The sequence below is a fragment of the Hydrogenophaga sp. 2FB genome, assembly GCF_005503365.1.
In the GTDB taxonomy this organism is placed as follows: Bacteria; Pseudomonadota; Gammaproteobacteria; order Burkholderiales; family Burkholderiaceae_C; genus Hydrogenophaga.
Genome location: NZ_SCML01000033.1, coordinates 21,829 through 35,034 on the forward strand (window position 1 = coordinate 21,829; position 13,206 = coordinate 35,034).

Here is a 13,206-nt window from a genome sequence, read left to right on the forward strand (position 1 = left end):
ATGACCCCAACACAGTCCGACGCCCTCGCGGGCCTTCGCGTGCAGATCGACTCGCTCGACCAGCAGTTGCTCGCACTCCTGAACCAGCGCGCGCGCGTGGCCGAGCAAGTCGGCGACATCAAACGCGCGGAAGGCTCGCCCTTCTTCCGGCCGGACCGGGCCGCTCAAGTCATCGAGAAGATCCAGGGCGCCAATCAGGGGCCACTGCTCAACCAGCATGTGGCGTCGATCTGGCGCGAGATCATGTCCGCTTGCCTGGCACTCGAAGCACCCCAGCGCGTCGCCGTGCTCGGACCAGAAGGCACCTTCTGCGAACAGGCTGCCATCGAATTCTTTGGCAGCGCGGCCAACCTGATCTATTGCGCCAACTTCGACGAAGTCTTCCATGCCACCGCGGCGGGCACGGCACAGTTTGGCGTGGTCGGCATGGAGAACTCCACCGAAGGCGTGGTAACGCGCTCGCTCGATCTTTTCCTCCGCTCGCCGGTGCATGTGGTCGGCGAAGTCAGCCTGTTGATCCGCTTCAACCTGTTGCGCCAGCTGAACCACCTGGATGACATCGAGGTGGTGATGGCGCATCCGCAGGCACTGGCGCAGTGCCAGAACTGGCTCTCGCAACACCTGCCCAACGCCGAGCGCCGCGCCGTCTCCAGCAACGCGGAAGGCGCCCGTCTCGCGGCCACGAACCCCGCCTGGGCGGGTCTTTCAAGCGAGCGCGCCGCCGCCCAGTTTGGCCTGCACATCGTGTCCCATGCCATTCAGGACGAGGCCTACAACCGCACGCGTTTCGCCGTGATTTCCCTCCCTCAGACGCTGGCCATGCCGCCCGCGTCTGGCCGGGACTGCACCAGCCTCGTGGTCTCGGTACCCAACCGCCCCGGCGCCGTGCACGACCTGCTGGTGCCGCTCAAGAACAATGGCGTCTCGATGACGCGCTTCGAGTCGCGTCCGGCCAAATCCGGTCAGTGGGAGTACTACTTCTACATCGACATCGCCGGCCATCCCTCGCAGCCCCACGTGGCCGCCGCCTTACAAGAACTGCAGGGCCTGTGCGCCTTCTACAAGGTGCTGGGCGCATACCCGGTAAGTGAATGATGTTTGAACAGTTGGGATTGATCGGCTGCGGCTTGATGGGCGGTTCGTTCGCCCTGGCGCTCAAGCGCGCCGGGCTGGTCAAGCGCGTTGTCGGCTACAGCAAGTCGCCCTCCACCACCGAACGGGCACGCCAGCTCGGCGTGATCGATGTCGAGGCGCCTTCCGCGCTGCTCGCGGTGTCGGGCGCAGATCTGGTGCTGCTGGCCGTGCCGGTTGCCGCCACCGAAGCCACCTTCAAGGCGATACGCCACCTCGTGCGCAGCAACGTGCTGATCATGGATGTGGGTTCCACCAAACGTGAAGTGATCGACGCGGCACGCCGCGTGCTGAAAGACCAGGTCGGTGTGTTCGTTCCGGCACACCCCATCACCGGCAAGGAAGTCGCTGGCGTCGAGCACGCCGACGCCGACCTCTACCATGGCCGTCAGGTGATTCTCACGCCGATCGAACGCACGCTGACGGTGCAACTCGACAAAGCCGCGCAGCTCTGGACCGCCCTCGGGTGCCACGTCAAACAGATGTCGCCCGAAGCACACGACGCGGCCTTTGCGGCCGTCAGCCACCTGCCTCACATGGTCGCGTTCGCACTGATGAACGCCATTCAGGGCCAAGGCGACGGGGCCGATTTTCTCTCGCTGGCGGGTCCAGGCTTCCGCGACTTCACCCGCATTGCGGCCAGTGACCCCGCGATCTGGCGCGACATTCTCATGTCCAACCGCGAGGAGCTGCTGGCCCAGTCGCGGCATTTTCAGCGCGCGCTGCACACCCTGGAAACAGCCATCAACGCCGGCAACCCGGAAGCCCTTGAAGCCCTGATCGAACAGGCCAGCGGAACACGCGCACGCTGGCGCATGACCGCCGTCAAGCCCCGAAGCTGAGCGCCGCCACGAGCGCCGCTGCATTTTTCCCGCACATGTTTGCCATCCCCCATCTCGACATTCCGCCGTTGACCAGCGCGGGTGGCACCGTCCGCCTGCCAGGCTCCAAGAGCATCTCCAACCGCGTGCTGCTGCTGGCGGCCTTGAGCACGGGGCACACCGACATCGCCGACCTGCTCGACTCCGACGACACCCGTGTGATGCTGGCGGCCTTGTCCCAACTGGGCTGCCGCACCGAACCCCAGTCCGATGGCGCCCTGCGCATCCATGGCCTGGGCGGCGCCCTGCCCGTGCGGCAAGCCCAGCTGTTCCTCGGCAATGCCGGCACCGCCATGCGCCCGCTCACCGCATCGCTGGCCTTGCTGGCCGCGCGGCACGGCGGTGAATTCGAACTCAGTGGTGTCGCACGCATGCACGAACGGCCAATCGGCGATCTGGTGGATGCGCTGCGCCAGCTGGGCTGCCCGGTGACGTGTTTGGCCAACGAAGGCTATCCACCGCTGAAGCTCGGCGACGGTCAGACCCGCGCGCTGCAACTCGACCACGCCATCCGCGTGCGGGGCGACGTGTCGAGTCAGTTCCTCACCGCCTTGCTGCTCGCGCTGCCCCTGGTTGCACAAGACCGCGACGTGGTCATCGAGGTCGTTGGCGAACTCATCTCGCGCCCTTACATCGAAATCACGCTGAACCTGCTGGCGCGCTTTGGCGTGCTCGTGCGCAACGACCATTGGCAGCGCTTCACCATCCCGGCCGGCAGCAACTACCGCTCGCCGGGGTCCATCTCCGTGGAGGGCGATGCGTCCTCGGCCAGCTACTTCATCGCTCTGGGCGCGCTGGCACCTGCCACGCCCGGCACCGACGGCATCACCATCGAAGGCGTGGGCCTGGCATCGATCCAGGGTGACATCCGCTTCGTCGAGGCGGCCCGGCTCATGGGCGCCCAGATCTTCGGCGAGAACAACCGCCTGCACATCCGACGTGGCGTGTGGCCGCTCAAGGCCATCGACCTGGACTGCAACCACATTCCCGACGCTGCGATGACGCTGGCGGTGATGGCGCTGTACGCCGACGGTCCGTCCACGCTGCGCAACGTCGCCAGCTGGCGCGTGAAGGAAACCGACCGCATCGCCGCCATGGCCAACGAATGCCGCAAGCTCGGCGCCACGGTGGAAGAAGGTGCGGACTTCATTCGCATCACGCCCCCCGTCGATGCACAAGCCTGGCGCGCTGCGTCGATTCACACCTACGACGACCACCGCGTCGCCATGTGTTTTTCGTTGGCCGCATTCAATCCAGCGGGCCTGCCCGTTCGCATTGAAGACCCGAAATGCGTGGCCAAAACCTTCCCCGACTACTTTGAAACCTTGTTTGACGTGTGCGCCACGCCGCCCGCCAACATCCCCGTGATCTGCATCGATGGCCCAACGGCGTCGGGCAAAGGCACCCTGTCGGCCGAAGTGGCCACCCACCTGGGTTACCACCTGCTCGATTCGGGTGTTCTGTATCGATTGGTGGGTCTGGCCGCCGAAAAGGCCGGCCTGTCCACCCAGGAAGACGACCTCAAAGACAGCGCCCACGCCCAACGCCTGGGCGAGCTGGCCGCCGGATTGCAGGTGCGGTTCGTCGGACTGAAAACCCTGCTGGACGGGCAAGACGTGAGCGACACCGTGCGCAGCGAAGCCGCCGGCATGGCCGCGTCGCGCGTGTCGGCCGTGCCCGCCGTGCGCCAGGCCTTGCTGGACCTGCAGCACGCTTTCCGGCAGGTTCCGGGGCTGGTGGCCGATGGCCGTGACATGGGCACCGTCATCTTTCCCGACGCGCCTCTCAAGGTGTTTCTCACCGCGAGTGCCGAACAACGGGCCCAACGGCGCCATAAGCAATTGATTTCAAAGGGAATTACTGCTAACATCGACAGTCTTTTGGCGGACCTGCGGGCGCGCGACTTGAGGGACTCATCCCGCATGCACGCGCCACTCAAGCCCGCCGAAGATGCCTTGCAACTGGACAACTCCGGCATGGACATCGAGCAATCGGTGCAGCAGGTATTGAGCTGGTGGCAAGGAAAAGCGCCGTTCTCAAATAGTTGAGAGCGCGCTATTGATGGCCCTGACGGCACAGCCGGGCGTTCTCTGCCCGCATGCCCGAAGGTTCTTTTCACTTAACCCCGCGGTGTCACGCACCGCACGTCAACGCCGCCCTCCGTCGATTTCCGCGCAAAACCGGGTCTTTCTCGTGGATCGCGCCGACGCTGAGTGGTTTAGGAAATTCAATGTCTGAATCTTTTGCCGCCCTGTTTGAAGAGTCCCTGAAACGCGCTGAAATGCGCTCGGGCGAAGTCATCACCGCCGAGGTCGTGCGCATCGAGCACAGCCACGTGGTGGTCAACGCCGGCCTCAAGTCGGAAGCCTATGTTCCGCTGGCCGAATTCAAGAACGACCAGGGCGAACTCGAAGTCCAAGTGGGTGACTTCGTGTCCGTCGCCATCGATTCCGTGGAAAACGGCTTCGGTGACACCCTCCTGTCGCGCGACAAGGCCAAGCGCCTCGCCTCCTGGATGTCGCTGGAAAAAGCGCTCGAGTCCGGCGAATTCGTCACCGGCACGACCTCCAGCAAGGTCAAGGGTGGCCTCAAGGTCATGGTCAACGGCATCAGCGCCTTCCTGCCGGGCTCGCTGGTCGACAGCCGTCCGACCAAGGACCTGACCCCGTACGAAAACAAGACCCTGGAATTCAAGGTCATCAAGCTCGACCGCAAGCGCAACAACGTGGTGCTGAGCCGCCGCGCCGTTGTGGAAGCCTCCATGGGCGAAGAGCGCGCCAAGCTGATGGACACCCTGAAGGAAGGCGCCATCGTTCACGGCGTGGTCAAGAACATCACCGAATACGGTGCATTCGTGGACCTCGGCGGCATCGACGGCCTGCTGCACATCACCGACATGGCATGGCGCCGTGTTCGCCACCCGAGCGAAGTGGTCACGGCTGGTCAGGAAATCACCGCCAAGATCCTCAAGTTCGACACCGAGAAGCACCGCGTTTCGCTGGGCCTCAAGCAAATGGGCGATGACCCATGGATGGGCGTTTCGCGCCGCTACCCGCAAGGCACCCGCATGTTCGGCAAGATCACCAACATTGCCGACTACGGCGCGTTCGTGGAACTCGAGCCGGGCATCGAAGGCCTGGTGCACGTGTCCGAAATGGACTGGACCAACAAGAACGTGGCGCCGTCCAAGCTGGTGTCGCTGGGCGACGAAGTCGAAGTCATGGTGCTCGACATCGACGAAGACAAGCGCCGCATCTCGCTGGGCATGAAGCAGTGCCGTGCCAACCCCTGGCACGAGTTCGCCGAAGCCACCAAGCGCGGTGACCGCGTCAAGGGCCCGATCAAGTCGATCACCGACTTCGGCGTGTTCGTCGGCCTGGCCGCCGGCATCGACGGCCTGGTGCACCTGTCCGACCTGTCATGGAACGAAACCGGCGAAGCCGCCGTGCGCAACTACAAGAAGGGCCAGGAAGTCGAAGCCATCGTCCTGGCCATCGACGTCGAGCGCGAGCGCATCTCCCTGGGCATCAAGCAGCTCGATGGCGACCCGTTCACCACCTTCGTGTCGGTGAATGACAAGGGCTCCATCGTGACCGGCAAGGTCAAGACCGTCGACGCCAAGGGCGCCGAGATCGACCTGGGCGAAGACGTTCTGGGCTACCTGCGCGCCAGCGAAATCAGCCGCGACCGCGTGGAAGATGCGCGCAACGTGCTCAAGGAAGGCGACGAAGTCAACGCTGTGGTGGTCAACGTGGATCGCAAGACCCGCAACATCCAGCTGTCGATCAAGGCCAAGGACGCTGCCGACCAGCAAGAAGCCATGGCTTCCCTGAGCCAGCAGTCTTCCCGCGAAAACGCTGGCACCACCAGCCTGGGCGCCCTGCTGCGCGCCAAGCTGGACAACAACCAGAACTGAGCGTAGTCGCATAGGTATCTGGCGAGTTGCTGGCCCTCATGGGCGGCAACCCGTCGGATGCCGATGCCTTCAAGCCCGAATCCAGATCCGACATGACCCGTAGCGACCTCGTTGAAGCACTGGCCGGCCAGTTTGGCCAGCTGACCCACCGCGATGCAGAATTTGCCGTCAAGGCAATCCTGGACGCGATGGGCGACGCGCTCGTCAAGGGTCACCGGATCGAGATCCGGGGCTTCGGCAGCTTCTCCGTGAATCGCCGCTCTCCGCGCATCGGCCGCAATCCGCGTTCGGGCGAAAGCGTGATGATTCCGGAAAAGCGCGTGCCGCATTTCAAACCGGGCAAAGCCCTGCGCGAAGCGGTGGACAAGAAGACGGCCGAGATCCTGGGTCGCGAAACCCAGAAGCGGGCCTGACGCTCGAACCTGCTCGGTACAATCGCCCCACCACAAAAGGGGACGACATGAAATACCTGATGTGGCTGCTCAATGCAGCCATTTTTTTTGTGCTGTTCGCCTTCGCGTTGAACAACCAGGACAGCGTGACGCTGCATCTGTTCTTCGGTGCCAGCTGGCAGGCGCCGTTGGTGCTGGTGATCCTGGTTGCACTCGTGCTGGGGGTGTTCCTCGGCGTCGCCGTGATGCTGCCTCTGTGGTTGCGCGCACACCGCGCGCGCCGTCAGCATGGCGCCTCGCCGTCCGTTCTGGCCAACACCTCCTTTGATGGCGACACCTCGTTGATGCCTCCTCCCACACAAAACGGCCGCCGGCATGGACTTTGATTTCACCTGGCTGCTCTGGTGCCTGCCCCTTGCCTTCGCCCTCGGCTGGGGCGCCTCCCGCCTGGACCTGCGCCAATGGCGCATGGAAAGCCGACAAGCGCCCAAGGCTTACTTCCGCGGCCTGAACCACCTGCTCAACGAACAGCAGGACCAGGCCATCGATGCCTTCATCGAGGCCGTGCAGGGCGACCCCGACACCGCCGAGCTGCATTTCGCGCTCGGCAACCTGTTTCGCCGCCGTGGTGACTACGACCGCGCCGTGCGGGTGCACGAGCACCTGCTCTCCCGCGCGGACATCGGCCGCAAGGACCGCGATCGCGCGCAGCACGCCCTGGCGCTGGACTTCCTCAAGGCCGGTCTGCTGGACCGGGCCGAGTCGGCGTTGAACAAGCTGGAGGGCTCCGAGTTCGAAGGCGAGGCGCTGCTCGCCCTGCTGGGCATCTGCGAGCGTTCACGCGATTGGCCGAAGGCCCAACAGATCGCGCAGCGGCTCGAAGACGCGGAACAAGGCAGCTTTGCCACGCGGCTGGCGCACTACCGGTGTGAGGAAGCGGAACTCGCGCTGCGCGCCAGCGACACCCAACGCGCCTTGGGCCTGCTCGATGCCGCGGTTCGACAGGCCCCACAACTCGCGCGTGGCTGGATGGCCCTGTCGGCCCTGAAAGCGCAGAGTGGCGATGCCGCCGGTGCTTTCGATGCCCTGCTGCAGCTGAACCAGCACGCACCGCAAAGTTTGCCGCTGGCGGCCCGCGCACTGGCCGATCTCGCCCAGAAAACGGGCCGACAGACCGAGGCCATGCGCGTGCTGGAGGCCAGCCATGCGCGAGCACCCTCCATCGATGTCACCGAAGCCCTCGCCAGCCTGGACGCAGACCCCATCGCCGCACGCGCGAGGTACATGGACCACCTCGCACAAGAACCTTCCCTGGTCATTGCATCGCAGTGGATGGCCGGCGAAAAACTGTCCAGCGAAACGGCCCAGGCGCGTGTGCAAGCAACCCTGGACAACGCCAGCGCGCCGCTCAAGCGCTACCGTTGCGCGGCGTGTGGCTTCGAGGCGCGCCAGCACTTCTGGCAATGCCCCGGATGTCAGACCTGGGACAGCTACCCTGCGCGACGGGTCGAAGAACTCTAAGAAAAGAAGCCAACGCTCCGGCAAGACCGGCTCACTTCGCCGCAGAAAGCGCTGGTTGAACCGGTTGGGTGATCGCTACAGGGCCCCGTAGCCACCACCCCCCGGTGTGTGGATCTCGAAGATGTCGCCGGGCCGCATGTCCGCCTGACCGATGTGGCCGAGCTCCTCCTGCGACCCGTTCACCCGTACCACGCGGTTGATCCCCACCTGCCCGGGTTCGCCGCCGGCCATGCCGAAGGCGCCATAGAGCCGGCCATTGGAGAGGATGCTGGCCGTCATGTCCTCCAGAAAGCGCAAGCGGCGCACGCCGCCGTGTCCTCCCTGCCAGCGACCGCTGCCACCTGAGCCCTGGCGAATCTCGTAGCTCTCCAGTCGAACGGGGAAGCGGAACTCCAGCACTTCGGGATCGGTCAGGCGCGAGTTGGTCATGTGCGTCTGCACCACGCTCGTGCCGTTGAACCCTTCGCCCGCACCGCTGCCCCCCGAGATGGTTTCGTAGTACTGGTGCGCCGCATTGCCGAAGGTGAAGTTGTTCATCGTGCACTGGCTGCCCGCCATCACGCCCAGCGCGCCATAGAGCGCATTGGTGATGCAACTCGATGTCTCGACGTTGCCCGCCACCACGGAGGCCGGGGGATTGGGGTTGAGCATGGAACCCGCCGGAATGATCACGTTGAGCGGCTTGAGGCACCCCGCATTGAGCGGAATGTCGTCGTCCACCAGCGTGCGGAACACGTAGAGCACCGCCGCCATGCACACCGCGGTGGGGGCATTGAAGTTGTTGATCTGTTGGGCAGAGGTACCCGAAAAGTCGATGTCCGCACTGCGCTGCGCCGCATCCACCCGGACCGCGACCTGGATCTGCGCACCATTGTCCAAGGGCAGCGTGTACGTTCCGTTTTTCAGCCGCGTGATCACGCGGCGCACAGACTCTTCGGCGTTGTCTTGTACGTGGCGCATATAGGCTTGCACCACCTCCAGGCCGAACTGGTGAACCATCTTGCGAAGTTCCTGCACGCCCTTTTCGTTGGCCGCAATCTGCGCGCGCAGGTCGGCCATGTTCTGTTGCGGGTTGCGCGACGGAAACTCGCCACTTTGCAGCAACGCCACCATGTCCGCTTCGCGCAGCACACCGCGGTCCAGCAACTTCACGTTGTTGATCTGCACGCCCTCTTCTTCGATGCGCGTGGAGAACGGCGGCATCGAGCCGGGCGTCTTGCCGCCGATGTCGGCGTGGTGCCCACGCGAACCGACGTAGAAGGTGGGCTCGTCGCCGAGGTACACCGGTGTGATCACCGTCACGTCGGGCAGGTGCGTGCCGCCATGGTACGGATCGTTCAGCACGTACACGTCACCGCGCTGCATCGTGCCCTTGTTCTCACGGATCACCGTCTTGATGCTCTCGCCCATCGAACCCAGGTGCACCGGCATATGGGGTGCGTTCGCGATCAAATGGCCCTCGGCATCAAACAGTGCGCACGAAAAATCGAGCCGCTCCTTGATGTTCACCGAATAGGCCGTGTTCTGCAGTTGCAGCCCCATTTGTTCGGCGATGTTCATGAACAGGTTGTTGAACACTTCCAACAGAACCGGGTCCACCGTCGTGCCCACGGCATAGGTCACGTCGCGCGGCACGCGGCGGTCGAGCACCAGGTGGTCGAGTGCGGTCAGCACGGCTTCCCAGCCCGGCTCCACGACGGTCGTGGCGTTCTTCTCGGCAATGATGGCCGGTCCGGGAATCACGTCGCCAGGACGGAGATCTTCCCGCACCACCAACGCGGCATCGAGCCACTGGCCACCCGAGTACATGCGCACGGTCTCGCGCCGCGGCACTTCGCGCTTCTCGTGTGTGTCGTGGCGCGGTTCATCGGGCGCATCGCCCGCCACCACCGCTTCCACGGAAACGGCTTCCACCACCAGGTTCTTGCCCTCCATCAGGAAGGCGAAGCGCTGGCGGTACGCGGCCTCGAAGGCGGTCTTGATCGACGCGATGTCGCCGAACGGCACCACCAACGCCGAATCGCTGCCTTCATAGCGCACATGCACACGCCGATGCACCACGGCAGCCCCGCCACCCACCTGCTGCCGCACCAACTCCGTCTCTGCCGCGACAGCCAGCGCATCCAGCGTTTCTGCCACCAGGGGCATCGACGCCGTCGCCAAAGGCGTTTCGATCGCCTGTTCACGGATCACGTTCTGATCGGCCAGCCCCATGCCGTAAGCACTGAGCACACCGGCCAGCGGATGCACGAAAACGCGCGCCATACCGAGGGCGTCCGCCACCAGGCATGCGTGCTGACCGCCCGCGCCGCCGAAACACTGCAAGGTGTAACGCGTCACGTCGTACCCGCGGGCCACCGAGATCTTCTTGATCGCGTTGGCCATCTGCTGCACGGCGATGTGGATGAATCCCTCGGCCACTTCTTCGGGCAGGCGGCCCGTCTCCTGCGCCAACTCGGCGAACTTCGCCTGGACCGCTTCGCGGCTCAAAGCCTCGTCGGCCTTCGGACCGAACACCTTGGGGAAGTAGCCTGGCTGGATCTTGCCGGTCATCACGTTCGCGTCGGTCACGGCCAGCGGTCCGCCACGGCGGTAGCTGGCCGGGCCCGGATTGGCGCCGGCACTCTCGGGGCCGACGCGAAAGCGCGAGCCGTCGAACGACAGGATGGAACCACCGCCCGCGGCCACGGTATGAATGCTCATCATGGGCGCGCGCATGCGCACACCGGCCACCTGTGTTTCGAACTCGCGCTCGAACTCGCCGGCGAAATGCGACACGTCGGTGGACGTCCCCCCCATGTCGAAGCCGATCACCCGGTCGTGCCCTGCCAGACCGGCCGTGCGCGCCATGCCGACAATGCCGCCCGCCGGACCGGAAAGGATGGCGTCCTTGCCCTGGAAGGCGCGTGCATCGGTCAAACCGCCGGACGACTGCATGAAAAACAGTTTGACGCCCGGCATCTCGGCAGCCACCTGCTCGACGTAGCGGCGCAAGATCGGCGAGAGATAGGCGTCGACCACGGTCGTGTCGCCGCGGCTCACGAACTTCATCATGGGGCTCGTTTCGTGCGAGGTGCTCACTTGCGTGAACCCCACTTCGCGCGCCATACGGGCCGCGGCCTGCTCGTGCGCGGTGAACCGGTAGCCATGCATGAACACGATGGCCACGCTGCGCAGGCCTCGGCCGTGCGCGGCCTGCAGATCGGCACGCAGCGCCGCCTCATCCAGTGGCTGCACCACGTCGCCCAAGGCTGCCACGCGCTCCTGCGCCTCGACCACCTCGCTGTAGAGCAACTCGGGCAGCGCGATACGGCGGTCGAACAGACGCGGGCGGTTCTGGTAGGCGATGCGCAGCGCATCGCGAAAACCGCGCGTGGTCACCAGGAGCGTGGGCTCACCCTTGCGCTCCAGCAGTGCGTTGGTGGCCACCGTGGTGCCCATCTTCACGCACTCGACCAGCTCGGGCGTCACCGGCTCACTGGCCTTCAGGCCGAGCAGATGGCGAATACCGGCCACGGCCGCGTCGCGGTACTGCTCCGGGTTCTCCGACAGCAGTTTGTGCGTGACCAGCGTGCCATCGGGCCGTTTGGCCACGACGTCGGTGAAGGTGCCGCCGCGGTCGATCCAGAACTGCCAGCGTTGAGGGGTGGAATTCGCCATGGTGGTGTTCACAAGGATGCCGCGCTGCGCGCCGCCTGGTCGTAGATGCCGGAGAGCACGCGCAACAGGCGCGCGAGCTGGCCGATGTCGTGGTTGAGTGCGTCGTCCGCCTTGAGGGCGTCGATCAGACAGGTCTCGCGGATCTCCCGGTAGCGCGTCACATAGCCTTTGCCCGCGTCGGTGGGCGCGTAGGTGACTTCCTTGCCGTTCTTGCTCGACTCCACCATGCCCAGGGTCTGCAGCTTCTTGAGCGAGTAGTTCACGAGGTGCGTGTCTTCGACATTCATGATGAAGGCGATGTCGGCCAACCGCTTGTCGCGCGCGCGGTGCGAGACGTGGTGCAGCACCAGCACGTCCAGCGCCGTGAGGTCCTTCAGGCCGGCGGCACTCATGCAGTGCACCACCCAGCGGTGGAAGGCATTGCCGGCCACGATCAGGCCGAATTCGAACTCGCTCATCTCCGCGCTGCGCGGCGACACCAGGTGCGCGGAGGACACGATGGGAGGAGAAACCTGCGTGCCTGGCTTGGCACTTGCTCTGGAACGGGCCATGGCGGGATCTGCGTCGTTTTGGTGCGGCGAAGTCTAGGCTTTATGTTGACGATTTGCCAACAATTTATTGACGTTAAGGGAAATCACCGATCACACCACACCCACTCGCCGATAGAGTCCTCCGTGCTGCAAACCGCTGCACGATCCGCGTCCACACCACCTGGAGTCCTCAACATGAAACGTCGCCTGTTCAGCCTTTCCGTGGCCACTGCCGCCATGGCCGTGAGCCTTCCCGCACTGGCCCAGACCAAGTGGGACCTCCCGGCGGCCTACCCGGCCACGAACTTCCACACGGTCAACCTGACCGCGTTCGCCAACGACGTGGACAAGGCCACGGGCGGCAAGCTCAAGATCACGGTGCACGCCGGCGCCTCGCTGTTCAAGGCGCCTGAAATCAAGCGCGCCGTGCAAGGCGGTCAGGCCCAGATCGGCGAGATCCTGCTGGCCAACTACCAGAACGAATGGCAGATGTTCGGCGCCGACGGCCTGCCCTTCCTGGCCGACAGCTACGACGCCGCCATGAAGCTCTACAAGGCCCAGAAGCCACTGCTGGACAAGAAGTTCGCCGAGCAGGGGATGATGCTGCTCTACACCGTGGCCTGGCCGCCCCAGGGCCTGTACAGCAAGACCCCCATCAACAGCGCGGTCGATCTCAAGGGCAGCAAGTGGCGCGCCTACAGCCCGGCCACTGCGCGCATCGCCGAACTGGTGGGTGCGCAGCCCGTTACCGTGCAGGCGGCCGAACTCTCGCAGGCGCTGGCCACCGGCGTCGTCGAGACCAACATGACCTCCGGCGCCACCGGCGTGGACAGCAAGCTCTACGAACACCTGAAGTTCTACTACGACGTGCAGGCCTGGCTGCCCAAGAACGCCGTGTTCGCCAACCGCAAGGCCTTCGACGCGCTGGACAAGCCCACGCAGGACGCAGTGCTCAAGGCCGCCGCCGATGCCGAAACGCGCGGCTGGGCCGAATCGCAGAAGGTCAACACCGACACCCTCGCCACCCTCAAGGCGCGCGGCATGACCGTCACGCCGCCGTCGGCCCAGCTCAAGGCTGACCTCAAGAAGGTGGGCGACACCATGCTCAAGGAATGGCAGGAGAAAGCCGGCCCCGAAGGCAAGACCCTGATCGACAGCTTCGCCCGCTGAACACG

General features: G+C 64.8%; 10 protein-coding genes. 8 read left to right on the forward strand and 2 right to left on the reverse strand.

Annotation, left to right across the window (positions count from 1 at the left end; genetic code table 11):
• From pheA to lapB, 7 genes are all read left to right on the forward strand, one after another.
• On the forward strand, window positions 1-1,095 hold the full coding sequence (gene pheA, locus FFS09_RS18920) for a prephenate dehydratase (protein WP_137920452.1): 1,095 nt from the start codon (window positions 1-3) through the stop codon (window positions 1,093-1,095).
• Window positions 1,095-1,973, forward strand: a complete 879-nt coding sequence (locus FFS09_RS18925) for a prephenate dehydrogenase (RefSeq protein WP_137920499.1) — start codon at window positions 1,095-1,097, stop codon at window positions 1,971-1,973. The genes pheA and FFS09_RS18925 overlap by 1 nt, the downstream gene beginning before the upstream one ends.
• Window positions 1,974-2,008: 35 nt before the next feature.
• Window positions 2,009-4,060, forward strand: a complete 2,052-nt coding sequence (locus FFS09_RS18930) for a bifunctional 3-phosphoshikimate 1-carboxyvinyltransferase/cytidylate kinase (protein ID WP_137920453.1) — start codon at window positions 2,009-2,011, stop codon at window positions 4,058-4,060.
• 182 nt (window positions 4,061-4,242) lie between these two features.
• Complete coding sequence (rpsA, locus tag FFS09_RS18935) at window positions 4,243-5,928, forward strand: 30S ribosomal protein S1 (RefSeq protein WP_137920454.1); 1,686 nt, start codon at window positions 4,243-4,245, stop codon at window positions 5,926-5,928.
• A gap of 92 nt (window positions 5,929-6,020) precedes the next feature.
• The gene (locus tag FFS09_RS18940; RefSeq protein ID WP_137920500.1) at window positions 6,021-6,341 is read left to right on the forward strand and encodes an integration host factor subunit beta; all 321 of its coding nucleotides are present in this window, start codon (window positions 6,021-6,023) and stop codon (window positions 6,339-6,341) included.
• A 47-nt stretch (window positions 6,342-6,388) separates the two neighbouring features.
• Window positions 6,389-6,706 (forward strand): lipopolysaccharide assembly protein LapA domain-containing protein, encoded by a 318-nt coding sequence (locus tag FFS09_RS18945; RefSeq protein ID WP_137920455.1) that lies wholly within the window; start codon window positions 6,389-6,391, stop codon window positions 6,704-6,706.
• Entirely contained in the window at window positions 6,696-7,841 is a 1,146-nt protein-coding gene (gene lapB, locus FFS09_RS18950; RefSeq protein WP_137920456.1) for a lipopolysaccharide assembly protein LapB, read from the forward strand. Before FFS09_RS18945 ends, lapB begins: the two co-directional genes overlap by 11 nt.
• Window positions 7,842-7,916: 75 nt before the next feature.
• On the opposite strand, the gene FFS09_RS18955 is transcribed toward lapB, so the two are convergent.
• Both FFS09_RS18955 and FFS09_RS18960 read right to left on the reverse strand, forming a co-directional pair.
• Complete coding sequence (locus tag FFS09_RS18955; RefSeq protein WP_137920457.1) at window positions 7,917-11,501, reverse strand: hydantoinase B/oxoprolinase family protein; 3,585 nt, start codon at window positions 11,499-11,501, stop codon at window positions 7,917-7,919.
• 8 nt (window positions 11,502-11,509) lie between these two features.
• Entirely contained in the window at window positions 11,510-12,052 is a 543-nt protein-coding gene (locus FFS09_RS18960; protein WP_137920458.1) for a winged helix DNA-binding protein, read from the reverse strand.
• Window positions 12,053-12,226: 174 nt separating this feature from the next.
• Between FFS09_RS18960 and FFS09_RS18965 the strand changes: the two genes are divergently transcribed.
• Window positions 12,227-13,201, forward strand: a complete 975-nt coding sequence (locus tag FFS09_RS18965; protein ID WP_137920459.1) for a TRAP transporter substrate-binding protein — start codon at window positions 12,227-12,229, stop codon at window positions 13,199-13,201.
• Window positions 13,202-13,206 lie beyond the last annotated feature (5 nt).